The sequence below is a fragment of the Streptomyces sp. AC550_RSS872 genome, assembly GCF_019049285.1.
GTDB lineage: Bacteria > Actinomycetota > Actinomycetes > Streptomycetales > Streptomycetaceae > Streptomyces.
Genome location: NZ_JAGMUL010000042.1, coordinates 78074 through 101840 on the forward strand (window position 1 = coordinate 78074; position 23767 = coordinate 101840).

General features: G+C 70.6%; 24 protein-coding genes. 13 read left to right on the plus strand and 11 right to left on the minus strand.

Going from position 1 to position 23767, the window contains the following annotated elements; genetic code table 11:
- Nucleotides 1-162: 162 nt before the first annotated feature.
- On the minus strand, nt 163-1413 hold the full coding sequence (locus KUM44_RS18965; protein WP_254389725.1) for an Ig-like domain-containing protein: 1251 nt from the start codon (nt 1411-1413) through the stop codon (nt 163-165).
- A gap of 222 nt (nt 1414-1635) precedes the next feature.
- Nucleotides 1636-1950, minus strand: coding sequence for a hypothetical protein (locus tag KUM44_RS18970; RefSeq protein ID WP_308402661.1), 315 nt, complete (start codon nt 1948-1950; stop codon nt 1636-1638).
- Between the two features lie 148 nt (nt 1951-2098).
- On the opposite strand from KUM44_RS18970, the gene KUM44_RS18975 reads away from it, so the two are divergent.
- Together KUM44_RS18975 and KUM44_RS18980 are read left to right on the plus strand one after the other, a co-directional pair.
- On the plus strand, nt 2099-2437 hold the full coding sequence (locus tag KUM44_RS18975; RefSeq protein WP_308402662.1) for an LAETG motif-containing sortase-dependent surface protein: 339 nt from the start codon (nt 2099-2101) through the stop codon (nt 2435-2437).
- Between the two features lie 42 nt (nt 2438-2479).
- Nucleotides 2480-3238 (plus strand): hypothetical protein, encoded by a 759-nt coding sequence (locus KUM44_RS18980; protein ID WP_217209226.1) that lies wholly within the window; start codon nt 2480-2482, stop codon nt 3236-3238.
- A 54-nt stretch (nt 3239-3292) separates the two neighbouring features.
- Here KUM44_RS18980 and hutH read toward each other — a convergent pair whose 3' ends face one another.
- The 3 genes from hutH to KUM44_RS18995 form a co-directional block, all read right to left on the minus strand.
- Nucleotides 3293-4831 carry a histidine ammonia-lyase gene (gene hutH, locus KUM44_RS18985; RefSeq protein WP_217209362.1) on the minus strand — a complete coding sequence of 513 codons (1539 nt, stop codon included), beginning with the start codon at nt 4829-4831 and terminating at the stop codon, nt 3293-3295.
- Between the two features lie 143 nt (nt 4832-4974).
- A complete protein-coding gene (locus KUM44_RS18990; RefSeq protein WP_217209228.1) occupies nt 4975-6120 on the minus strand; it encodes a sensor domain-containing diguanylate cyclase in 1146 nt (381 codons plus the stop codon).
- Between the two features lie 104 nt (nt 6121-6224).
- Nucleotides 6225-7025 (minus strand): enoyl-CoA hydratase/isomerase family protein, encoded by an 801-nt coding sequence (locus KUM44_RS18995; protein ID WP_217209230.1) that lies wholly within the window; start codon nt 7023-7025, stop codon nt 6225-6227.
- Nucleotides 7026-7236: 211 nt separating this feature from the next.
- Here KUM44_RS18995 and KUM44_RS19000 point away from each other — a divergent pair, with 211 nt between their 5' ends.
- A complete protein-coding gene (locus KUM44_RS19000; RefSeq protein ID WP_254389762.1) occupies nt 7237-7848 on the plus strand; it encodes a hypothetical protein in 612 nt (203 codons plus the stop codon).
- 124 nt (nt 7849-7972) lie between these two features.
- Here KUM44_RS19000 and KUM44_RS19005 read toward each other — a convergent pair whose 3' ends face one another.
- Nucleotides 7973-9103 (minus strand): adenylate/guanylate cyclase domain-containing protein, encoded by a 1131-nt coding sequence (locus KUM44_RS19005; protein ID WP_217209232.1) that lies wholly within the window; start codon nt 9101-9103, stop codon nt 7973-7975.
- A 98-nt stretch (nt 9104-9201) separates the two neighbouring features.
- On the minus strand, nt 9202-10062 hold the full coding sequence (locus KUM44_RS19010; RefSeq protein WP_217209234.1) for a biotin--[acetyl-CoA-carboxylase] ligase: 861 nt from the start codon (nt 10060-10062) through the stop codon (nt 9202-9204).
- Nucleotides 10063-10172: 110 nt separating this feature from the next.
- Here KUM44_RS19010 and KUM44_RS19015 point away from each other — a divergent pair, with 110 nt between their 5' ends.
- Both KUM44_RS19015 and KUM44_RS19020 read left to right on the plus strand, forming a co-directional pair.
- Nucleotides 10173-11795 (plus strand): acyl-CoA carboxylase subunit beta, encoded by a 1623-nt coding sequence (locus KUM44_RS19015; protein WP_217209236.1) that lies wholly within the window; start codon nt 10173-10175, stop codon nt 11793-11795.
- A gap of 17 nt (nt 11796-11812) precedes the next feature.
- Nucleotides 11813-12022, plus strand: coding sequence for an acyl-CoA carboxylase epsilon subunit (locus KUM44_RS19020; RefSeq protein ID WP_217209237.1), 210 nt, complete (start codon nt 11813-11815; stop codon nt 12020-12022).
- Nucleotides 12023-12103: 81 nt separating this feature from the next.
- Here KUM44_RS19020 and KUM44_RS19025 read toward each other — a convergent pair whose 3' ends face one another.
- Nucleotides 12104-13234 carry an SGNH/GDSL hydrolase family protein gene (locus KUM44_RS19025; RefSeq protein WP_217209238.1) on the minus strand — a complete coding sequence of 377 codons (1131 nt, stop codon included), beginning with the start codon at nt 13232-13234 and terminating at the stop codon, nt 12104-12106.
- A 120-nt stretch (nt 13235-13354) separates the two neighbouring features.
- Between KUM44_RS19025 and mmpB the strand changes: the two genes are divergently transcribed.
- The gene (gene mmpB / locus KUM44_RS46810; protein WP_302186017.1) at nt 13355-13483 is read left to right on the plus strand and encodes a morphogenic membrane protein MmpB; all 129 of its coding nucleotides are present in this window, start codon (nt 13355-13357) and stop codon (nt 13481-13483) included.
- A gap of 31 nt (nt 13484-13514) precedes the next feature.
- A complete protein-coding gene (locus KUM44_RS19030; protein WP_217209239.1) occupies nt 13515-14135 on the plus strand; it encodes a nucleoside triphosphate pyrophosphatase in 621 nt (206 codons plus the stop codon).
- On the opposite strand, the gene KUM44_RS19035 is transcribed toward KUM44_RS19030, so the two are convergent.
- On the minus strand, nt 14104-14625 hold the full coding sequence (locus tag KUM44_RS19035) for a hypothetical protein (protein ID WP_217209240.1): 522 nt from the start codon (nt 14623-14625) through the stop codon (nt 14104-14106). The two genes, KUM44_RS19030 and KUM44_RS19035, sit on opposite strands and share 32 nt — an antisense overlap.
- A gap of 360 nt (nt 14626-14985) precedes the next feature.
- Between KUM44_RS19035 and KUM44_RS19040 the strand changes: the two genes are divergently transcribed.
- Together KUM44_RS19040 and KUM44_RS19045 are read left to right on the plus strand one after the other, a co-directional pair.
- Nucleotides 14986-16758, plus strand: coding sequence for a biotin carboxylase N-terminal domain-containing protein (locus KUM44_RS19040; protein WP_217209241.1), 1773 nt, complete (start codon nt 14986-14988; stop codon nt 16756-16758).
- An 83-nt stretch (nt 16759-16841) separates the two neighbouring features.
- Nucleotides 16842-17411 carry a TetR/AcrR family transcriptional regulator gene (locus tag KUM44_RS19045; RefSeq protein WP_374202051.1) on the plus strand — a complete coding sequence of 190 codons (570 nt, stop codon included), beginning with the start codon at nt 16842-16844 and terminating at the stop codon, nt 17409-17411.
- Between the two features lie 113 nt (nt 17412-17524).
- On the opposite strand, the gene KUM44_RS19050 is transcribed toward KUM44_RS19045, so the two are convergent.
- Nucleotides 17525-18463 (minus strand): DeoR/GlpR family DNA-binding transcription regulator, encoded by a 939-nt coding sequence (locus KUM44_RS19050; RefSeq protein WP_217209243.1) that lies wholly within the window; start codon nt 18461-18463, stop codon nt 17525-17527.
- Nucleotides 18464-18629: 166 nt separating this feature from the next.
- On the minus strand, nt 18630-20093 hold the full coding sequence (locus tag KUM44_RS19055; RefSeq protein WP_308402664.1) for an NAD(P)H-quinone dehydrogenase: 1464 nt from the start codon (nt 20091-20093) through the stop codon (nt 18630-18632).
- A gap of 81 nt (nt 20094-20174) precedes the next feature.
- Here KUM44_RS19055 and KUM44_RS19060 point away from each other — a divergent pair, with 81 nt between their 5' ends.
- The 4 genes from KUM44_RS19060 (at nt 20175) to KUM44_RS19075 (ending at nt 23756) form a co-directional block, all read left to right on the plus strand.
- Nucleotides 20175-20612, plus strand: a complete 438-nt coding sequence (locus KUM44_RS19060; protein ID WP_217209245.1) for a gamma-glutamylcyclotransferase — start codon at nt 20175-20177, stop codon at nt 20610-20612.
- Nucleotides 20613-20662: 50 nt separating this feature from the next.
- Nucleotides 20663-20941, plus strand: a complete 279-nt coding sequence (locus KUM44_RS19065) for a type II toxin-antitoxin system RelE/ParE family toxin (protein ID WP_217209246.1) — start codon at nt 20663-20665, stop codon at nt 20939-20941.
- 109 nt (nt 20942-21050) lie between these two features.
- Nucleotides 21051-21875, plus strand: coding sequence for a purine-nucleoside phosphorylase (locus KUM44_RS19070; protein WP_217209247.1), 825 nt, complete (start codon nt 21051-21053; stop codon nt 21873-21875).
- Nucleotides 21876-22124: 249 nt separating this feature from the next.
- Nucleotides 22125-23756, plus strand: coding sequence for a phospho-sugar mutase (locus KUM44_RS19075; protein WP_217209368.1), 1632 nt, complete (start codon nt 22125-22127; stop codon nt 23754-23756).
- The last annotated feature ends 11 nt before the right edge of the window (nt 23757-23767 follow it).

Consider the following 23767-nt stretch of genomic DNA (forward strand, 5'->3'; position numbering starts at 1 on the left):
AGGGGCCCGGAACAAGGGAGGCGCACCCGAAGGCGCGTCACATGCCGGACTTTACCGGTAACTCCCTTATGCGAAGCGAAACTTGAAGGCGGCCACCCGATCGGGTGACCGCCTTCATCAACTCACGTCAGTCGCACAGTGCGCTCACTGCCCAAGCATCCGTCAGACCGCCGAACCGGCCTTCCACTGCGCCCAGTCCATGTTCCAGCCGTTGAGGCCGTTGTCCGGGGCGATGGTCTTGTCGCCGGTGTTCTGGACGACCACGACGTCGCCGACGATCGAGTTGTTGTAGAACCAGTAGCCCGCGGTGCCCTTGTCGTTGGCGCCCTCGGTGTCGGACAGGCCCACGCAGCCGTGGCTGGTGTTCACGCTGCCGAAGATGGACTTGGCACCCCAGTAGTTGCCGTGGATGAAGGTGCCGGAGGTGGACAGGCGGATGGCGTGCGGCACGTTCTTGATGTCGTACTCGCCCTTGCCGTCGTCGTCCGTGAAGCCCACGGTCGCGCCGTTCATGCGCGTCTCCTTGAACTTCTCGGACATCACCATGATGCCTTGGTAGGTCTTGTTCTCCGGCGAACCGGCCGAGATCGGGATGGTCTTGATGGTCTTGCCGTCCTGCGTGACCTTCATCTGCTTGGTCTTCGCGTCGACGTAACTGATCTGGTTGCGGCCGATCTTGAAGGTGACCGTCTTCTCCTGGACGCCGTAGACACCGTCGGCGCCCTCGACGCCGTCCAGGGCCATCTTCAGGGTGACGGTCGAGCCGCCCTTCCAGTACTCGTCGGGCCGGCAGTCCATGCGGGTGTCGTTGAACCAGTGGCAGACGACTTCCTGGCCGCTGGTCGAGGTGACGGTGACGCCCTTCTGGACGGCCGCCTTGTTGGTGATCGACTTGTCGAAGTTGATCGAGACCGGCATGCCCACGCCGACCGTGGAGCCGTCCTCCGGCGTGAAGTAGCCGAGGAAGCTGTTCTTCGGGGAGACCGTGGTGAAGGAGGCGTTCTCGTGGGCCTCCAGGCCCTTGGCGTCCTTCGCGGTCACGGTGACCTTGTAGGTCGTGGAGCGCTCCAGCTGGGCGCTGGGCTTCCAGCTGGTCTTGTCCGCGGATATCTCGCCCTCGACCGCGGCCCCCTCGGCGGTCGTCATCGCCACCTCGGTGAGCGTGCCCTTGCTCACGGTGACGGCGGCGGAGTTGTTGATGGAGGCGTTGTCGGTGCCGTCCTTGGGCGTGATCTTGATCTGCGCCGCGGAGGTCTTCTTGGCCGCCGCCTCGTCGACCTTGGACTGCGAGCTGTCGCCGCCGTCGCTGCCGGAGGCGTTGTCGTCGCCGCCGGAGCAGGCCGAGAGCACCAGGACACCGCCGAGCAGTGCGGACGCGACCGTCAGGCCCTTGCGCCGCTTACTGTTCGTCATCACACGCTTCTCCATTGTTCCCGAATCCCCAAAACGCCCGAGAGTCCCCGTTAAGAATCTTCAACGCTACGACCGGTTCGGCCCGTTCCACATCCCTTGTATGTGTGGGGCGCACCACGCCCTTCACAGGCGGGTGGTACGGATGTCGGCCAGTGCGCCCCCTGAGACGACGAAACCCCGGGCGGCGGTTGCCGCCCGGGGTCACGATTTCCCCAAGAAGCCTCAGCCGGCCCGCCCGGCGTCTTCGCCGTCGAAGTCCTCGTCGCCATCATCCTCGTCGAGGTCCCACTCGGGCGAATCCGGGTCGTACTCGACGTGCTCGCTGGACCAGGATGCCTGCGCGAGATCGACCCCGGGCACCTCGCTGACCAGGTCGAACGGATCAACGAGATACGCGAGGGCCTCCGCAGTGTCTTCCGTCACAGCAGCTTCGGCGTGGGTCCGCTCGTCGGCCGGCATGGTCGTGTCGTCGGCGATCCGCCGCAGCGCGGCCTTGGTGACGGCGTCCTGGTCGTCCACTTCGAGGACGAGTTCCACGCGAAGCCGTACAAAACGTGATGTTTCTGGAGTGCTCATGCCCGGAGCGTACGGCTCTTTTCGCCCGTGACTTTCCCGTGACCCGCGACTTTCACTAACATCGCCCCACACGGCCAATTCGCCAGCACCACAAGGGGATCGATATTCCGTGTCCGCCGCTCACCGATCGTCGTCCACCGCACGCCGATCGCTGCTGACCGCCACCGCCGCGGGAGCCCTGCTGGGCGCCCTGTGGTTCGTGCCCTCCGCGAACGCGACGGGCGACGATCCGGCCGGAGCGGAGCCTTCGGCGACCCCCACGTCGCAGGTCACCCAGCAGGCGCGGGCCACGTCCGAGAGCGCGCAGGACACCACCGCGAACGGCACCCGGCTCGCCGACACCGGCGGCTTCGACACCACGCCGTACATCGTCGGCGGGACCGTCTCCCTCGCGCTGGGCGCGGGCTTCGTCGCGTATTCGGTTCGCCGGGAACGTCTGGGTTTTTGAATTCACTTGACGCCCCTTTGACCTGGGCTTCATAGTCCGCCCATGAAGAGATCATCGGGCGTGCGTGTAGCCGCCACGGCTGCCGTGAGCGCGCTGTCGCTCGCCCTTGTCACGGGTTGCGGGGGTGACTCCGGCGGTTCTGACGCGAAGGCGCTCACGGCCGCGGAGTTGAAGAAGTCGATCATCGCGCAGGGCGATGTCGACGGTTACAAGGTGGACGCCTCCGGCAAGCAGCTGCCGAAGTCCAAGGACCAGATCAAGAGCAGCGAGGCGAAGTGCCAGCCGCTCGCCTACGCCATGGGCGGTCTGGCGCCGGGGGACGCGGCCTCGAGCACGGCCGTGATGACCACGCAGGAGAAGAACCCCACCGACAGTGCCTCCAAGTCGCTGGAGGACCTGAGCAAGGGCGAGATCGAGGACTCGCTCACCGACGCGATGAGCCTCAACATGACGGTCGTGGGCCTGTCGTCGTACGACGGTGCCGGCGCCGAGGAGACCTTCAAGTCCGTGTCGGACGCGGTGGAGAGCTGCTCCGGCGGCTTCCCCGTCGTCATGCAGGGCACCGACCAGAAGCTCACCAAGATCACCTCGGAGAAGGCGTCCGGGGCCGGTGACGAGTCGGTGGCGTTCGCCGCGGTGAGCGAGGACGACGGCGACGAGGGCACCACGCACGTCGAGGTGGTGCGGCACGGCAGCACCATCGCCACGTACTACACGATCAACCTCGGTCTGATGATGACCGACAAGGCGTACGACGTCCCGGCCGCCGTCATCGACGCGCAGGCCGCCAAGCTGAAGTAACCCGCTCCCGACCGCATCGGGGCCCTGTCGGTCGTACGACAGGGCCCTCACGCGTCACTGAAGCGGCCCGGTGACCTTCTCCGCCGCGGCGACCAACTCCCCGGCGCGCACGAACGCGTCGGCCGCCGCGAGGTCGGGCGCCAGGAACCGGTCCGGACCGGCGCCCTGGACCCCGGAGGCCCGTACGGCGTCGATGACGGCCTGCGAGGCCGGCGCCGGGGTGAGTCCCTCCCGCAGCTCGATGGCCCGGGTGGCGGCGTACAACTCGACCGCCAGCACACGCGTGAGGTTGTCGACGGCCGTACGCAGCTTGCGGGCGGCGGACCAGCCCATGGAGACGTGGTCCTCCTGCATGGCGGAGGACGGAATGGAGTCGGCGGAGGCGGGCACGGCCAGCCGCTTCAACTCGCTGACCAGGGCGGCCTGCGTGTACTGGGCGATCATCAGCCCCGAGTCGACGCCCGCGTCGTCGGCCAGGAACGGCGGCAGCCCGTGACTGCGGTTCTTGTCCAGCAGCCGGTCCGTGCGCCGCTCGGCGATGGAGGCGAGGTCGGCGACGGCGATGGCGAGGAAGTCGAGGACGTAGGCGACGGGCGCACCATGGAAGTTCCCGTTGGACTCGACGCGCCCGTCGGGCAGAACGACGGGATTGTCGACCGCCGAGGCCAGCTCCCGCTCGGCGACGAGCCGGGCATGCGCCATGGTGTCCCGCCCGGCCCCGGCGACCTGCGGAGCACACCGCACCGAGTACGCGTCCTGCACGCGCGGCGCGTCGTCCTGGTGATGCCCGGTCAGCCCCGAACCCTTCAGCACGGCCAGCATGTTGGCGGCGGAGGCGCCCTGCCCGGGGTGCGGCCGGATGGCGTGCAGTTCGGGCGCGAGCACCTTGTCGGTCCCGAGGAGCCCTTCGAGGCTCAGCGCGGCGGTGACATCGGCGGACTTGTAGAGGACGTCAAGATCGGCGAGGGCCATGACGAGCATTCCGAGCATGCCGTCGGTGCCGTTGAGGAGGGCGAGGCCCTCCTTCTCGCGCAGCTCGACAGGTGCGATGCCCTGCGCGGCGAGCAGTTCCCCGGCGGGCCGCACGGTCCCGTCCGGCCCCTCGGCGTCCCCCTCCCCCATCAGCGTGAGGGCGCAGTGCGACAGGGGAGCGAGGTCACCGGAGCAGCCCAGCGAGCCGTACTCGTGGACGACGGGCGTGATACCGGCGTTGAGGATGTCGGCCATGGTCTGCGCGACCTCGGGCCGTACGCCCGTGTGCCCCGAGCAGACGGTCTTGAGCCGCAGGAACATCAGCGCCCGTACGACCTCCCGCTCCACCCGTGGCCCCATCCCGGCGGCGTGCGAACGGACGATGTTGCGCTGCAACTGGGCCCGCAGCTCCTGGCTGATGTGCCGGGTCGCCAGGGCCCCGAAGCCGGTGGAGACGCCGTAGACGGGGTCGGGCTTGGCCGCCAGCGCCTCCACGATCTCGCGGGCCGCGGTGAGCGCCGTGACCGCCTCTGTCGACAGCTCGACGCGGGCCCCGCCCCGCGCCACGGCAAGAACGTCGGACGCGGTGACCCCGGAGGTCCCCACCACCACAGTGTGCATATCCATATTCAGGAGCGTACGCAGTGAAGACGAAGATGTCACTAGCGGGTGGGCGGTACGACCCTTACTGATTGCGGCTGCGGCACCGTCGTGGCTGGTCGCGCCGGAGGGGCTGAGTTTTCAGCCGCGGCGGGGCGCGAAACTCACGGCAGCCGGCCCCGGAACCGCCGCCGCTCCCCGCCCCCCTCCCCGAAGGGCTCGTCGGCAAGACGTACGACAGGATCGTCCGGCCCCTCCCGGCCCGCCACCACAGGCCGCCCCGCCCGCACCGCCTTGGCCCGGTACTGCGCGGCATCAGCCAACCGGAACAGCCGCCGCGCAGAGCGCACGACCCCGATCGCGTCCTCGGTGGAAGCCACCCCACAGGCGACCCCCTCCCCCAGCTCCAACTCTCCTGCCCGCCGGCACAGTTCATCAGCGGCCTTCACCACCTCATCCGCAGCGGGCCCGACAGCCAGCAGACAGAACTCGTCACCCCCGAGCCGCGCCGCCAGCGCCCCCGGCAGCATGGCCCCGCACACCGACAGCACCGATCCGAACCGCTCCAGAAGCCGATCCCCGACCGCGTGCCCCTGGGTGTCGTTGACCCGCTTGAGCCCGTTGAGGTCACAGACGACAAGGCTGACCACGACCCCCTCACTGCGATGCCGCTCGACGGCCTCCTCCAACCGCACATCCACGGCCCGCCGATTCGCCAGCCCGGTCAGCGCATCGGTGAACGCCAGCCGCCGGGCCTCCTCCAGCCGCTCACTCTGCGCGAGCCCGGCCGCCACGACGGAGGCGAGCACGGTGGCGAAGTCGGCGTCCCCCCGGTCGAAGACGGGCGCACCGGCGGGACGGGCGACATAGAGCTCCCCCCAGGCCCGCCCGTGCAGCACGAGCGGCGCGACCACACAGCACCCGCGCCCACGCCGCCGAAGAGCGGCGACCCGCTGATGGCAGTACCCGGGATGCCCGGTCGCGGGCCCCTCGGCCGTCTCCACCCAGGCGTTGGGCTCGCCCCCGGCAGCCCACCGCTCGTGCAGGAACTCGGCGATCTCCGGGAACTGATGCACCGGATAGGCCTCGTCCCCCGGGAACTCCTCCTCCCCCTCGGCGCGGTCCCCCACATTCACGAGCACCCGCAACCGCCCGAGCTCCCGCTCCCACACCGACAGCGCGGCAAAACTCCCGGCCAGCGCCCGACACGCCCCGAGCGCCGCCGCCCGCCAGGACTCACGCGGGGTGTGCGCCGCCGCCATCCCCTGCGCCAACGCCACCACGGCCGCGAGCCGTCTGTCCTCACCCATCACTCCAGGCTAGGGAGTTTTACCCCGATTCGGGACGTTTGGCGTGGCGAACGGGGAGGTCACCGGGCACAGACACCACACCCGGCGCGACGGCAGGGCGATCCTCACTCCCCCGGCCACTGCGGCCTGCGCTTCTCGTTGAACGCCGCGACGCCCTCCGCCCGGTCCCCGGAGAACGCCGTGGCCCGCCAGGCCGAGTCCTCGACCTCCAGCCCGGCCCGCAGATCCAGCCCGTGCCCCAGGCGCAGCGCCCGCTTGGCGTTGCGCAACCCCACCGGCGAGTTCACGGCGATCTGGGCCCCCAGCGCCAGCGCCTCCTCCCGGTCCCGCCCCTCCTCGACCAGCTCGTCGACCAGCCCCAGCTCCCGCGCCTCGACGGCCTCGACCCGTCGCGCCGTGAAGATCAGCTCGGCCGCCCGGGCCGCCCCCACCCGCCGCGGCAGCAGCTGCGTCCCCCCGCCGCCCGGAATCACCCCGACCGACACCTCGGGCAGCCCCACCACGGCCGTACGGTCCGCCACGATCACATCGCACGACAGGGCCAGCTCGAAGCCACCCCCCAGCGCGAATCCGTGCACCGCCGCGATCGTCGGCACCGGCAGCTCCAGCACCCCCGTGTAGGCCCCCCGCGCCACGGGCCGCTGCCGCACCAGGTCGGCGTCACTGAACGAGTTCCGCTCCTTCAGATCCGCCCCGACGCAGAACGCCCGCTCATGAGTCGAGGTCAGCACCACCACCCGTACGTCACGGTCCGCGCCCAGCGCCGCACACGCCCCCGCGATCGAACGGGCCATGTCCGTCGACACGGCGTTCATGGCCTTGGGGCGGTCGAGGGCGAGCTCCGCGACATGCCCCTCCCCGTGCCGCCGCACCAGCACGAACTCCCCGTACCGCTCCTCGCTCATGACACCCTCCGGTTAACGCGGGTTAACAACATCACCCCGATCATCGCAGCCGGGACCCTCCGGGGAAAGAGCCACAAGCGGCCCTCGAGTCGAGCCCCGACACCCCGTTCGAGTGACATCCCGCCCAACTCCCGCCGTACCGCCAACGACAGCGCATAGCGTGCGCGAGCCACGGCGCATCGGGGGCGCGAGCGGGCGGGGAGGGGTTGTGATGAGCGGGACGACGAGAACAGCGACGGAAACCGTGACGGTCGGTGAGGACGGACAGACCGGCGCCCGGCTCTTCGGCTCCCGCGGCCGCCACCGACGCCCCCGCCCCCGCAAGGTCCTCCTGGCAGCGGGCGGCCTCGCCCTGGCGGCCGGCGCGCTGAGCCTCGTACGCCTGACGCCCGAGGCGGAGGTGGCGGGCCTGGGCGCAGCGGGAACAGAGCCCACCCCGGACTCCGCCACCAGCCCGGACACAGCCACGACCACGGAAGCGGACACGGACCGCTCGGCCAACACCGCCGCCACAGTCCCGACAGCGAGCCCCTCCGCAACCTCCGCCATGGGCGGCCTGAACGCCACACCGACAACGACGACGATCGTCGTACCGACGACGAACCCGACCACGCCACCAAGCCCCGCCACGACACCGGCCGACACCCCGGCCGCACCCCGCCCACCAGCGCCGACCGAGCAGGCACCCCGGCCGACCCCAACCCCGCCCCCCAGTCGACCGACGGCGAACCCCCCGACCCTCCAGCCGGATCACCCCGCCGAGGACTCGGTCTGCGTACCGATCATCGCCCTGTGCGTAGACCGCGTGACGAACGGCGACTAAAAAGGCCGAGCACAGCAACGCCCTTCAAGGGGCGCGGGACTGTATCGATTTGCGGCTCCGCCGCGTGGGCGCGACAAGCCACAACGCACCCGCACCCGACGAAGCAACCGCACCCCCACGGCGCTCACTCGCCCCCGGCGGCAGCCCTCCGCGTCAACAACCAGGGCTCCACCACGCCCAATCCCCGCACCGGCCGCTGCCACATCGGCTGCAACGCAAACCGATACACCGGCGCCTCCTCCCCCTCCTTCTCCGCAGCGGCAGCGGCCTCCGCCGCCTCCGCCTCGGACGCCGGTGCCTCACCCGTTCGGATGAGTTCCTCAGCGAACGCACTGTCGACGAGCACGGCGTCCCGCGGGGCTATCGACGTCAGCCGGGAGGCGAGATTCACGGTTGTACCGAACACATCGCCCATACGGGTGGTCACCGTGCCGAACGCGATGCCGACGCGCAGTTCGGGCATCGTCGCGTCGCCCGCCATCGTCTCGATGAGCCGCAGGGCGATCTCCGCCGCGACCCCAGCGTCGTCGGCCGCGTACAGGACCTCGTCGCCGAGCGTCTTGACCAGCCGTCCCCCGCGCGCGGCCACCAGGTCCGCCGCCGTGGTCTCGAAGGCCTCGACGAGTTCGCCGAGTTCCTCCTCCTCCATCCGGCGGGTCAGCCGGGTGAAGCCGACGAGGTCGGCGAAGCCGACGGCCAGCCTGCGGTCGACCATCTCCTCGTCGTCGGCAGCCTGGATGACCCGGCCGGCCGAGGCGGCGAGCTGGCGGCGCCAGACGTAGACGAGGAACTCCTCCAGCTCGGGCAGGAGCAGCTCGATGATCGGATACGTCACCTCGGTGCGCGTCATGCCGGGTTCCGGGGGCTCGGTCAGGCCCTCCAGGAAGGAGTCGATCTGCCACTCGGCCAGCCGGGCGGTGGTCTGCCCGGTGGACCTGGCCACCTGCACGGCCATGGCCTCGCTGAGCAGCCCCGCCTCGACGAGACCGGCGAGGCGCCGCAGCGCCAGGACATCGGCCTCGGTCAGCGCCTTGGCCTGCCCGATGTCGGCGAAGCCCATGGCCCGCCAGAAGCGGGACGCCAGCTCCATGGAGACACCGGCGCTGCGGGCCGCCTGAAACGGGGTGTAGCGCCGCTCGGCGCCGAGGATGAGGCCTTCGAGGCGCAGGGCGAGCGGATCCTCGCCGGGGTCGGCGGCGTGGGGGTCCACCCGGCCGTCCGCGCCCGTGCCGGAGCCCGAATCGTCGACGGTCACGCCTGCTGCCCTTCCGATCTGCCGCGGTCAGTAATCGACCGGCCTTCACTTTACGGCAGGTGTGGGCCACCTCACTCCGGAAAGCCGGGGAGCCGAACTCACGCCATCCGCAGGTGCACGATGTCCCCCGCGCCCACGGGCTCCTGCACGCCTTCCTCGGTGGCCAGCACCAGCCGCCCGTCGCCGTCGATCGCGACGGCCTCGCCCGTGATCGACCGGTCGCCCGGGAGTTCGGCCCGCACCTCCCTCCCCAGCGTCGCGCAGCCCGCCGCGTACGTCTCCTGGAGCTCGCTCACGACGGGATCACCCGCCGCGGCCCGCCAGCGCCCGTACCACTCCTCCAGCGAGCGCAGGATGCCCCGCAGCAGGGGATCGCGGTCCGTGCTCACGGCGCCGGCAAGGGCCAGCGAGCCCGCCTGGGGCACCGGCAGCTCGTCCTCGCGCAGGGTGACGTTGATGCCGACTCCGACGACCACGCCCTCGTTCCCGGCGCGCTCCGCCAGGATGCCGCCGGCCTTGCGTTCCTGGCCGCCGACGGTCACCAGCAGGTCGTTGGGCCACTTGAGTGCCGTGTCGACGCCCGCGGCCCGGGACAGTCCCGTCGCCACGGCGACGCCCGTGAGCAGCGGGAGCCAGCCCCAGCGGGCGGCCGGGACCTCGGCCGGGTTCAGGAGCACGGAGAAGAACAGCCCGGAGCGGGCCGGGGCCGTCCACTGGCGGTCCAGGCGCCCCTTGCCGGCCGTCTGCTCCTCGGCGACCAGGACCGCGCCCTCGGCCGCCTTGCCCGCGGTGGCCAAGGCCACCAGGTCGGTGTTGGTGGAGCCGGTGCTCCGCACGACCTCCACCTCGCGCCACAGCCCGCCCTCCCGCACGAGCCCGCGCCGCAGCGCGGCGGCGTTCAGCGGCGGACGGTCCAGGTCGGACCAACGGCTGTCGTCTGATGCATCTCGCGGCGTCATGCAAGCCACCCTAGGTGTGTGAAACGCCGCACTGCTGATTCGTAGGCCCCCCACTACTCTACGGATGAGTAACCGTCCCCCCTTTTGAGCAGGCAGGGAGCGCCATCCCGATGTCCGAGCCGGAAGAGCGTCACGAGATCCAAGAGCCCCAAGGGATCGACATCCACACCACCGCGGGCAAGCTCGCGGATCTCCAGCGCCGTATCGAGGAAGCGACGCACGCCGGCTCCGCTCGCGCCGTCGAAAAGCAGCACGCCAAGGGCAAGTTGACGGCCCGTGAGCGCATCGACCTCCTCCTCGACGAGGACTCCTTCGTCGAGCTCGACGAGTTCGCCCGGCACCGCTCCACCAACTTCGGTCTGGAGAAGAACCGCCCGTACGGCGACGGTGTCGTCACCGGGTACGGGACGGTGGACGGCCGGCCCGTCGCCGTCTTCTCGCAGGACTTCACCGTCTTCGGCGGTGCGCTGGGCGAGGTCTACGGCCAGAAGATCGTCAAGGTCATGGACTTCGCGCTGAAGACCGGCTGTCCGGTCATCGGCATCAACGACTCCGGCGGCGCCCGCATCCAGGAGGGCGTGGCCTCGCTGGGCGCGTACGGCGAGATCTTCCGCCGCAACACGCACGCGAGCGGTGTGATCCCCCAGATCTCGCTGGTCGTCGGCCCGTGCGCGGGCGGAGCGGTCTACTCGCCCGCCATCACCGACTTCACGATCATGGTCGACCAGACCTCGCACATGTTCATCACCGGCCCGGACGTCATCAAGACGGTCACCGGCGAGGACGTCGGCTTCGAGGAGCTGGGCGGCGCCCGCACCCACAACTCCGCCTCCGGCGTGGCCCACCACATGGCCGGTGACGAGAAGGACGCCATCGAGTACGTCAAGCAGCTGCTGTCGTACCTGCCGTCCAACAACCTGTCCGAGCCCCCGGCCTTCCCGGAGGAGGCCGACCTCGCCGTCAACGACGAGGACCGCGAGCTGGACACGATCGTGCCGGACAGCGCGAACCAGCCGTACGACATGCACACGGTGATCGAACACGTCCTGGACGACGCCGAGTTCTTCGAGACGCAGCCGCTGTTCGCGCCGAACATCCTCACCGGGTTCGGGCGGGTCGAGGGCCGTCCCGTCGGGATCGTCGCCAACCAGCCGATGCAGTTCGCCGGCTGCCTCGACATCCAGGCCAGCGAGAAGGCCGCCCGCTTCGTGCGGACCTGCGACGCCTTCAACGTCCCGGTCATCACCTTCGTCGACGTCCCCGGCTTCCTCCCGGGTGTCGACCAGGAGCACGACGGCATCATCCGCCGCGGCGCCAAGCTGATCTACGCCTACGCGGAGGCCACGGTCCCGCTGATCACGGTCATCACCCGCAAGGCCTTCGGCGGCGCCTACGACGTCATGGGCTCCAAGCACCTCGGCGCGGACATCAACCTCGCCTGGCCCACCGCCCAGATCGCCGTCATGGGCGCGCAGGGCGCCGTCAACATCCTGCACCGGCGCACCATCGCCGAGGCGGAGGCGAACGGCGACGACCTGGAGGCGGTGCGCGCCCGGCTGATCCAGGAGTACGAGGACACGCTCCTCAACCCCTACATCGCGGCCGAGCGCGGCTACATCGACTCGGTGATCATGCCGTCCGACACCCGCCGCCATGTCGTCCGCGGCCTGCGTCAGCTGCGTACGAAGCGGGAATCCCTGCCTCCGAAGAAGCACGGCAACATCCCCCTCTAGGCCTGCTGGGAGCCGTCATGAACATCAAGGTCCTACGGGGCAACCCGACACCGGAGGAGCTGGCCGCCGCACTGGCGGTGGTCCGCGCCCGCGCCGCGGCGGCGAGTACCCTCCCGCCCGGCGCACCGACCCCCCGCGACTCCTGGTCCGACCCGGCGCGCATCGCGGCCCAGAGGGTGCCACAGCCGGGCCCGACGACATGGGCCCGCACTTATTGGCCAAGCTAGCGGGAGCGCCCCTCAAGGTGCGGGGCTGTATCGATATGCGGCTCCGCCGCGTGGGCGCGACAAGCCCCCACCGGCCCGCAGCTACAAACGGCGAGCCACGACCTCGGCCATCACTTGGTACCCCACATCATTGGGGTGCAGGTGATCGCCGAAGTCGTACGACGGACGCAGCCGATCCGGATCCCCCGGATCGGCCAGCGCCCGCCCAAGGTCCACCACCGCGTCGTACTCCCCCGCGCTCCGAATCCACTCGTTCAGCTCGTGGCTCACCTTGGCCGCACGCTCACCCCAGTGGTCCGACCCCCCGAACGGCAGCAAGGTCGACCCGATCACCCTCAGCCCCGCCGCCCTGCCCTGCCGTATCAACTCCCGGTGCCCGGCGATGAGTTCCCCGGCCTCCACCACCGGCGCCGGCTTGTACGTGGGCTGCTCGTCCGTCTCGCTGAAGCCGATGTCGTTCAGCCCGAGGAGCACGACGAGCGTGTCCACGCCGGGCCGGTCGAGAACGTCCCGGCGCAACCGGCGAACGCCCCCCTCGCCGTACCAGGCGGAGTCGTTGAGCAGCAGGTTCCCGCCGATACCCGCGTTCAGCACGGGCCGTCCCGTGCACTCGGCGAGCGCGTCCGACCAGCGCCGGTTCGCGCCCACCGTGGAACCGAACCCGTCCGTGATCGAGTCGCCGAAGAGGGCGACGGCGTCCGTGCGCCCGGCGTCGACCTCGACCGCCGACAGGAAGTACCAGGACTCCGTCACCGCGTCGAAGCCCTCGCCGCCCGCGTCCGCCGACAGATCGCCCTCGCCCCGGTAGCCGGCCGTGAAGGCCTGGGCGTGGAAGGTCGCGGGCCCGGTGGTGGCGTCGAAGTACAGGGTGACGGTCACCGATTCCCCGGCGGCGACGGCAAGCGGGACGTCGTCGCTGACCAGCTCCCCGCGCGCCGGTATCGCGGCACCGTCCGCACCCCCGAAGGTGAGCCGCACGAGCGACCCCGGCTCCACGGCGGCCCCCGCGGCCGTGCGCCCCACGCTCGCGGCCGCGACCCGGACGGGCGAGGCGCCGTGGGCGTGGGTCAGCCGCACCCGCACCCGGTCACCCCCCGCCGACAGCCGTACCACCTGCCGCAGTGACTGGCGCCAGAAGCCCTCGCGGGACCAGTTGGGCGTGAAGCCCTCGCTGGGCAGCTGCGGTGACGCGATCCAGGAAGCGGTGAACATGACACATCCCCCAAACGGAACCGAAGAACCTTTAGCTAATGGAACGGTAGCACTGTTTAGGGGAAAGTTGAGTATGCGTACTCAGGCGCCGCCGCCGACCCCCGGCCGACGATGGAAGGCATGCTGTGGTCCGACCCCGAGAACGAGCCGCCCAAAGAACTGCGCGACATGCAGGAGATGTTGCGGCGACTGGGCGTTCTCCTGGCGCTGGCCATGGTGCTCACGCTGATCGTGCTCGGGCTGAGGTGAGCCGGGCCGGGCTCGCCGATACGCTGGCCGCATGACTGATCAGCCCCGCCGCCGACTCGTCCTGGCCTCCCAGTCCCCCGCCCGGCTCAATCTGCTGCGCCAGGCCGGCCTGGACCCCGAGGTCATCGTGAGCGGTGTCGACGAGGAAGCCGTCACCGCACCCACCCCCGCCGAACTGGCGCTGGCCCTCGCCGAGGCGAAGGCCTCCGTCGTGGCGGCGAAGCCCGAGGTCAAGGGCGCGATCGTGATCGGCTGCGACTCGGTCCTCGACCTGGACGGCCAGCCCCTGGGCAAGCCGGCCGACGCCGAGGAGGCCACGGCACGCTGGAAGTCGATGCGCGGACGGGCGGGCACGCTCCAGACCGGCCACTGCATCTACGACACCGTGACCGGCCGGTACGCCTCCGCCACCGCCTCCACTGTCGTCCGCTTCGGCGAGCCGACCGACGAGGAGATCGCCGCGTACGTCGCCTCCGGCGAACCGCTCTACGTCGCCGGGGCGTTCACCCTCGACGGCCGCTCGGCCCCGTTCATCGACGGCATCGACGGCGACCACGGCAATGTGATCGGCATCAGCCTGCCGCTGGTACGGCGGCTGCTGGGGCAACTGGGCATCGGCATCACGGAGTTGTGGGCGCCGGCGGAGGACTGACCGGGGAGCCGCCGGCCGGGGAACCGCCCGCCGGGGAGCCACCGCCGCCGGTGCTCCCGTCGGGCGCGGTGTCGGCGGGCTCCGCGGAGCCGGGCGCCGCCTCGGCGTCATACGTCATGAGCAGCAGCACGATCAGGCCGAGTACGACGACCATGAACAAAAACGCCGTCCAGCCCACCAGCCCCCAGGCGAACGCGCCCAGCAGCGCGTGCACCACGGCCGCGCTGATCAGCAGAACGCGGCCGAAGCCGGCCGGGGCGCGGTCGCGCAGGGCCACGAGCAGGGCGACCAGGCCGCACAGCGCGAAGTAGGCGCCGAAGACGACACCGCCGATCTTCGAGGACAGCGACATCACGTCCGGGTCGAGGCCCGCCAGGGACATGTCCTGGCGGTCGACGACGACACCGAGGAACCACTGAAGCGCCGCGATACCGAGCCCCTCGACGAAGAGCACGACCGCCACCACCCACGCCACCGGCCTGCGTACCACCGGTCCCCACCTGCTTCCGAGCGCTCTGTTACTCCAAGTACGGACGAGACATCGCGAACGCTACTAACGGGTAAACCCCGGGACAAGGGTTCGGGTGCGGGCAAAGAATCATTGGGCCATTCGTAGGGATTCGACAAAGAAACCGAGTGGCCCGCAGCACGTGATGACAGAGACCTTGACCACAGCGGAGAGCTAGGGTTTTCCGGGAGAGACCTGCGTGCCGGGGCGCGACATGGGATTTCGCAGGTCGAGCGAGCCTGGAATCACGCTCCGTGTGGGCAAGCTCACCACTGGGGACGGGTCGATGTGGCGTGTCGGCAGTCCCTAAACTCGGCTTGTTTCAAGGAGGGAGCCTCAATCGTGCGCAAGGTGCTCATCGCCAACCGTGGCGAAATCGCTGTCCGCGTGGCCCGGGCCTGCCGGGATGCCGGCATCGCGAGCGTGGCCGTATACGCCGACCCGGACCGGGACGCTCTGCATGTCCGCGCCGCGGATGAGGCGTTCGCCCTGGGTGGTGACACTCCGGCGACCAGTTACCTGGACATGGACAAGGTGCTGAACGCCGCGCGCGAGTCGGGCGCGGACGCCATCCACCCCGGCTACGGCTTCCTGTCGGAGAACGCCGACTTCGCCCAGGCCGTCCTCGACGCCGGCCTCATCTGGATCGGCCCGCCGCCGCAGGCCATCCGCGACCTCGGCGACAAGGTCGCCGCCCGCCACATCGCCCAGCGCGCCGGCGCCCCGCTCGTCGCCGGTACGCCCGACCCGGTGTCCGGCGCGGACGAGGTCGTGGCGTTCGCCGAGGAGCACGGCCTGCCGATCGCCATCAAGGCCGCGTTCGGCGGTGGCGGCCGCGGTCTGAAGGTGGCGCGGACGCTTCAAGAGGTCCCCGAACTGTACGACTCGGCCGTCCGCGAGGCGGTCGCCGCCTTCGGCCGCGGCGAGTGCTTCGTCGAGCGCTACCTGGACAAGCCGCGTCACGTCGAGACCCAGTGCCTCGCCGACACCCACGGCAACGTGGTCGTCGTCTCCACCCGTGACTGCTCCCTTCAGCGCCGCCACCAGAAGCTGGTCGAGGAGGCCCCCGCGCCCTTCCTCTCCGAGGCCCAGGTCGCCGAGCTGTACTCCGCCTCCAAGGCGATCCTGAAGGAGGCCGGCTATGTCGGCGCCGGCACGGTCGAGTTCCTGGTCGGCATGGACGGCACGATCTCCTTCCTGGAGGTCAACACCCGTCTCCAGGTCGAGCACCCGGTCACCGAGGAGGTCACCGGCATCGACCTCGTGCGCGAGATGTTCCGCATCGCCGACGGCGAGGAACTCGGCTACGACGACCCGGTGCTGCGCGGCCACTCCTTCGAGTTCCGCATCAACGGCGAGGACCCGGGCCGTAACTTCCTGCCCGCCCCCGGCACGGTGACCACCTTCGCCCCGCCGACCGGCCCCGGCGTCCGCCTGGACGCGGGCGTCGAGTCCGGCAGCGTGATCGGCCCGGCCTGGGACTCCCTCCTCGCCAAGCTCATCGTCACCGGCGCCACCCGCGAGCAGGCCCTCCAGCGCGCCGCCCGCGCCCTGGCCGAGTTCCAGGTCGAGGGCATGGCCACCGCCATCCCCTTCCACCGCGCGGTCGTCAAGGACCCGGCCTTCGCACCGGAACTGACCGGCTCCGCCGACCCGTTCACGGTCCACACCCGCTGGATCGAGACCGAGTTCGTCAACGACATCAAGCCCTTCGCGGCCCCCGCCGACACCGAGTCGGACGAGGACCCGGACCGCGAGACGATCGTCGTCGAGGTCGGCGGCAAGCGCCTGGAGGTCTCCCTCCCGTCCTCGCTCGGCATGTCGCTGGCCCGCACCGGCCTCGCCGCAGGAGCCAAGCCCAAGCGGCGCGCGGCCAAGAAGTCCGGCCCCGCGGCCTCCGGCGACACCCTCGCCTCCCCGATGCAGGGCACCATCGTCAAGGTCGCCGTCGAGGAGGGCCAGGAGGTCAAGGAAGGCGACCTGATCGTCGTCCTCGAGGCGATGAAGATGGAACAGCCGCTCAACGCGCACAAGTCCGGCACCGTCAAGGGCCTGTCCGCCGAGGTCGGCGCCTCCCTCACCTCCGGCGCCCCCATCTGCGAGATCAAGGACTGAGTCGTACGACATCCTGAGGCGCCCGGCGGACTGATCGATCAGTCCATCGGGCGCTTCTCAGTGAGGAAGGGCAGGTGAACCCGATGGTCCGGCCGCCCGCAGGGATGCGCGCCGACGCCCGCCGCAATCACGAGCGCCTGGTCACCGAGGCCCGCTCCGCCTTCGCCGAACACGGCACGGCAGCGTCGCTGGAGGACGTGGCCCGCCGCGCGGGCGTCGGCATCGGCACGCTGTACCGCCACTTCCCCAACCGCGACGCCTTGCTGAGCGCGGTCTTCGAGGACGCGGTCGGCGACCTGCTGACCCGCTCCCGCGAACTGCTCGACGCCCCCGAGCCCTGTGCGGCCCTGGTGACCTGGCTGCGCGAGATGGTCACGCACGCCGGGGAGTACCGGGGCCTGGCCAGATCCCTGATGTCCGTCTCCACCGACACCACCTCAGCCCTGTCCCGATGCAGCGGCCCGATCAGAGAAGCGGGCGGCGCACTGCTGGCACGGGCGCAGGAGGCGGGCACGGTCCGGCAGGACGTGGCGATCACCGACCTCCTCCAGCTCACCCACGCAATCGCATTGGCGGCGGAGGAAACCCCGGGAGACCCGGACCTGGCGAACAGACTGCTGCACTTGACGTTGCGAGGACTCAAGCCCACCTAAGGGGCGCGGGGCTGTATCGATATGCGGCTCCGCCGCGTGGGCGCGACAAGCCACAACCAGCCGGCACTCGCGCACCACCACAACCTCCTACGGCGAACAGGCGAACGGCGACCCTAACGCCGCCGCAAGTCCGCAACCCGGGCCCGCTCCCGCTCCCTCTCCGCCCCTTGCTCCCCGAGCACCGCGGCAGCGGACCGCAGCCCCTGCCCTCGCCTAGGCCCCGGCAGGGAACGACGCCGCGCCGGGACCTCGTCACCCCCCGGGCTCCCGCTCGCCCCGGCCACGGCGATCTGCACCCCCTGGTCGGCGAGGGCCTGGAGTTCGGTGTGGGCACGGTCGTCGTGGACCGGCGGCTCGTCGGTGACCAGCCGTGTGATGACATCGGTGGGCACCGTCTGGAACATCGTGTCCGTACCGAGCTTCGTGTGGTCGGCGAGGACGACGACCTCCGCGGCCGCCTGCACCAACGCCCGGTCGACGGACGCCGAGAGCATGTTGGACGTGGACAGCCCACGCTCGGCGGTGAGGCCGCTCCCGGAGATGAAGGCCCGCGACACCCGCAGTCCCTGGAGGGACTGTTCGGCACCGCTGCCGACCAGCGCGTAGTTCGACCCGCGGAGCGTGCCGCCGGTCATCACGACCTCGACCCGGTTGGCATGGGCCAACGCCTGCGCCACCAGGAGGGAGTTGGTGACGACGGTCAGTCCGGGGACGCGAGCGAGCCGGCGTGCCAGCTCCTGCGTGGTGGTCCCCGCCCCGACGACGATCGCCTCGCCCTCTTCCACGAAATTCGCGGCGAGGTCGGCGATGGCCGTCTTCTCGGCGGTCGCGAGATGTGATTTCTGCGGAAAGCCGGACTCCCGCGTGAACCCGCCCGGCAATACCGCACCGCCATGCCGGCGGTCGAGGAGTCCTTCTGCCTCCAGTGCGCGCACGTCCCGCCGTACGGTCACTTCGGAGGTCTGGACGACGCGGGCGAGCTCACGGAGCGACACGGCCCCGTTCGCTCGCACCATTTCGAGGATCAATTGGCGACGTTCTGCAGCGAACACGAAACTGACAGTAACCCCAACGACCGTCTGGTTTCAGCAGTTTGCGCCGAATAACAGAAGTTGTTCGTACGCAAGGGCGAGAAGTGGTATAGGGCCTAGTCCCGCCGCCTATGCCGCACGCATGCTCGACAACTCCCCGTGACCAGCGGGGAGTTGCTTCCGGTCATCAGAGTTCGCCGCCGGACTTCCGGGTGTGCAACTGCCGTGCCACCTCGGCGATCGAGCCCGAAAGGGAGGGGTACACGGTGAAGGCGTTCGCGATCTGTTCGACCGTCAGATTGTTGTCGACCGCGATCGAGATCGGATGGATCAGTTCCGAGGCGCGCGGCGACACGACCACACCGCCGACCACGATGCCCGTGCCCGGACGGCAGAAGATCTTGACGAAGCCGTCCCGGATGCCCTGCATCTTGGCGCGCGGGTTGCGCAGCAGCGGCAGTTTGACGACCCGGGCGTCGATCTTCCCTGCGTCCACGTCGGCCTGGGAGTAGCCGACGGTGGCGATCTCGGGGTCGGTGAAGACGTTGGAGGACACGGTCTTCAGGTTCAGCGGGGCCACCGCGTCGCCGAGGAAGTGGTACATGGCGATACGTCCCTGCATGGCGGCCACCGACGCGAGGGCGAAGACACCGGTCACGTCACCGGCGGCGTACACGCCGGGAGCGGTGGTCCTCGACACCTTGTCGGTCCAGATGTGCCCGGACTCGCGCAGCTTGACGCCGGCCTCCTCCAGGCCCATGCCCTCGGAGTTCGGGATGGCGCCGACGGCCATCAGACAGTGGCTGCCGCTGATGACACGCCCGTCGGCGAGGGTGACCTCGACCCGGTCGCCGACGCGCTTGGCGGCGGCGGCGCGCGAGCGGGCCATGACGTTCATGCCACGGCGCCGGAAGACGTCCTCGAGGACCGCGGCGGCGTCGGGGTCCTCGCCCGGGAGCACGCGATCCCGCGACGAGACGAGGGTGACCCGCGATCCGAGCGCCTGGTAGGCACCGGCGAACTCGGCACCCGTCACACCCGACCCGACCACGATGAGTTCCTCGGGCAGCTCGGTCAGGTCGTAGACCTGGGTCCAGTTGAGGATGCGCTCGCCGTCGGGCTGGGCGTCGGGCAGCTCGCGCGGGTGACCGCCGGTGGCGATCAGGACGGCGTCGGCGGTGAGGGTCTCCTCGGTGCCGTCGGCGGCGCGGACGACGACCTTGCGCGACCCGTCGAGGCCCTGCATGCCCTCCAGCCGGCCGCGGCCGCGCAGGACCCGGGCGCCGGCGCGCGTGACGGAGGCCGTGATGTCGTGGGACTGGGCGAGCGCGAGGCGCTTCACACGCCGGTTGACCTTGCCCAGGTCGACGCCCACCACCCGGGCGGGCGTGTCGATGTGCGGCGTGTCGTCGGCGACGATGATGCCCAGCTCCTCGTACGAGGAGTCGAAGGTGGTCATCACCTCGGCCGTGGCGATGAGAGTCTTCGACGGCACGCAGTCGGTGAGCACCGACGCCCCGCCCAGACCGTCGCAGTCGACGACGGTCACCTCCGCGCCGAGCTGGGCGGCCACCAGGGCCGCCTCGTATCCGCCGGGTCCGCCACCGATGATCACGATCCGAGTCACGTACTCCATTGTCCCGCACGCCACGGAGTGGCACGGCCCGGGGGCCCGCCCGAGACACCACTGTTACGGGCGGGGTGGACGATTCGACTGCCGTACCCTCTCTCCATGTCGCTCTACGCCGCGTACGCCGGCAATCTCGACGCGCGGCTGATGACCCGCCGCGCCCCCCACTCGCCGCTGCGCGCCACCGGCTGGCTCAACGGATGGCGGCTGACGTTCGGGGGCGAGCAGCTCGGCTGGGACGGCGCGCTGGCGACGCTCGTCGAGGAGCCGGGGGAGCAGGTCTTCGTCGCGCTGTACGACATCGCCCCGATGGACGAGGAGTCCCTGGACCGCTGGGAGGGCGTCGGCCTCGGCATCTACCGCCGGCTTCGGGTCCGGGTGGACACGCTGGAGGGCGAGGAGCCTGCGTGGGTGTACGTGCTGAACGCCTACGAGGGCGGGCTGCCCGCGGCACGCTACCTGGGCGAGATCGCGGACGCGGCGGAGTCCGCCGGGGCGCCACACGATTACGTGATGGAGCTGCGGAAGCGGCCGTGCTGAAGGTGGGCGACTCCTAGACTTGGGGGATCGACGCACCAACGGGAGATCGCATGGCCCCCACCACGTACGACGTCTACTACACGGTGCAGGCCGCCGAAGCCCGCGACAGGCTCGACGACAGGCAGCGCACCGCGTTCGACAAAGGCATCGCCCTGCTGGCCCGCGACCCCTTCCTCTCGGTGTCACGGCCCATAAGCTCGACGGGCGACGATCGCACGATCCGGCTCACACAGAACGTCCTCGTGGAGTACACGGTCAGTCGCGGCCGTCTGTTGATCTTCATCGTCGAGGTCTTCAACGACAAGGACATCCTCGTCACGGACGAGTGAGCGGTCCGGACCCGGGCGAGCTGTTCGTTGGAAACGACAAGACAACGATCGCCATCCCGTGAGCTCTGTCATCTACGCGCGTAGGCCCAAACCGGCTACCCTCAGTCGCGTGAACGCATCTCTTCTTCCGGACGACATCCAGGGCGACCCCCACGCCGCCGCCGACGCCGCCGCCGCGCGCCTGCGCGAACTCACCGGCGCCGAGACCCACGACGTCGCCCTCGTGATGGGCTCCGGCTGGGCACCGGCCGTGGACGCCCTGGGCGCACCCGAGGCCGAGTTCCAGGTCACCGAGCTGCCCGGTTTCCCGCCGCCTGCGGTGGAGGGGCACGGCGGCAAGATCCGCTCCTACCGGATCGGCAACAAGCGCGCCCTCGTCTTCCTGGGCCGCACCCACTACTACGAGGGTCGCGGCGTGGCGGCGGTGGCCCACGGCGTCCGCACCGCGGTGGCGGCCGGCTGCAAGACGATCGTCCTCACCAACGGCTGCGGTGGCCTGCGCGAGGGCATGCGGCCCGGTCAGCCGGTCCTGATCAGCGACCACATCAACCTCACGGCGACGTCCCCGATCATCGGCGCGAACTTCGTCGACCTGACGGACCTGTACTCGCCGCGGCTGCGTGCCCTGTGCAAGGAGATCGACCCCACGCTGGAGGAGGGCGTCTACGCCCAGTTCCCCGGCCCGCACTACGAGACGCCGGCGGAGATCCGGATGGCGCGGGTCATCGGGGCGGACCTGGTGGGCATGTCGACGGTGCTCGAGGCCATCGCGGCGCGTGAGGCGGGTGCGGAGGTGCTGGGCATCTCCCTGGTGACGAACCTCGCGGCCGGTATGACGGGTGAGCCCCTCAACCACGAGGAAGTCCTTCAGGCCGGGCGCGACTCGGCCACGCGGATGGGGTCGCTGCTGGCGCAGGTGCTCGGGCGCCTGTAAACCGTTCCTCGCCCCCGCCGCCCCTACCCGTCCCATCCTTCCGGGGCTCCGCCCCGGACCCCGCTCCTCAAACGCCGGAGAGGCTGAGTTCTTCAGCCCGTCCGGCGTTCGAGGACAAGGCCCGCAGGGCCGATGCGGGGGGTCTGGGGGCGCAGCCCCCAGGGATGGGACGGGTAGGGGCGGCGGGGGCGAGAAGATCCGCCCGTATCCGACCCGCTCCCGAACGACACGAACGAGAGGTTGACCGACGTGCACGACGATCTCATCGCCCGGGCCCAGGCCTGGCTCACCGAGGACCCGGACCCGGAGACCCGCGACGAGCTCGCCAAGCTCATCGAAGCAGCCGACATCGAAGAGCTCACCGCACGCTTCAGCGGCACCCTCCAGTTCGGCACCGCAGGACTGCGAGGCGAACTCGGCGCCGGCCCGATGCGCATGAACCGCACGGTCGTCATCCGCGCCGCCGCCGGCCTCGCCGCGTACCTCAGGAAGCAGGGCCACGAGAACGGCCTCGTCGTCATCGGCTACGACGCCCGCCACAAGTCGGAGGACTTCGCCCGCGACACCGCCGCGGTGATGACCGGCGCGGGCCTCCGCGCCGCCGTTCTCCCCCGCCCCCTCCCCACCCCGGTCCTCGCGTACGCCATAAGGCACCTCGGCGCGGTCGCCGGAGTCGAGGTCACCGCCAGCCACAACCCGCCCCGCGACAACGGCTACAAGGTCTACCTCGGCGACGGCTCCCAGATCGTCCCGCCCGCGGACGTCGAGATCGCGGAAGAGATCGCCGCCGTACCGTCCCTGACGGTCGTCCCCCGCCCCACGGAGGGCTGGGAAACCCTCGACGACAGCGTCCTGGACGCCTACCTCGCCCGCACGGACGTGGTCCTCGCCGCCGACTCCCCGCGCACCGCCCGCACCGTCTACACGGCGATGCACGGCGTCGGCAAGGACGTCCTCCTCGCCGCCTTCGAGCGCACCGGCTTCCCCGCCCCCGCCCTCGTCGCCGAGCAGGCCGAGCCGGACCCGGACTTCCCTACCGTCGCCTTCCCCAACCCGGAAGAGCCCGGCGCGATGGACCTGGCCTTCGCCAAGGCCCGCGAGACCGACCCCGACCTGATCATCGCCAACGACCCGGACGCCGACCGCTGCGCCGCCGCCGTCAAGGACGGGGACGCTTGGCGGATGCTGCGCGGCGACGAGGTGGGCGCGCTGCTCGCCGCGCACCTCGTCCGCCGCGGAGCGCAGGGCACCTTCGCCGAGTCGATCGTCTCCTCCTCCCTCCTCGGCCGTATCGCCGAGAAGGCGGGCCTGCCCTACGAGGAGACCCTCACCGGCTTCAAGTGGATCGCCCGCGTCGACGGCCTGCGCTACGGCTACGAGGAGGCCCTCGGCTACTGCGTCGACCCCGAGGGCGTACGCGACAAGGACGGCATCACGGCCGCCCTGCTGATCACCGAGCTGGCCTCCGTCCTCAAGGCCGAGGGCCGCACGCTCCTCGATCTGCTCGACGACCTCGCGGTGGAACACGGCCTGCACGCCACCGACCAGCTCTCGGTCCGCGTCCAGGACCTGTCGGTCATCGCGAACGCCATGCGCCGGTTGCGCGAGCAGCCGCCGACCGAGCTCGCCGGTCTGGCCATCACCCGCGCCGAGGACCTCACCCAGGGCACCGACACCCTGCCGCCCACCGACGGCCTGCGCTACACCCTGGAGGGTGCCCGCGTCATCGTCCGCCCCAGCGGCACGGAGCCCAAGCTCAAGTGCTACCTGGAGGTCGTCGTCCCGGTCGCCGCGCACGCCGGACTGGCGGCTGCCCGCGCCAAGGCGGCCGACCTGCTCGCGACGATCAAGCGGGACCTGTCGGCGGCGGCCGGCATCTGAGCCGTACGCGG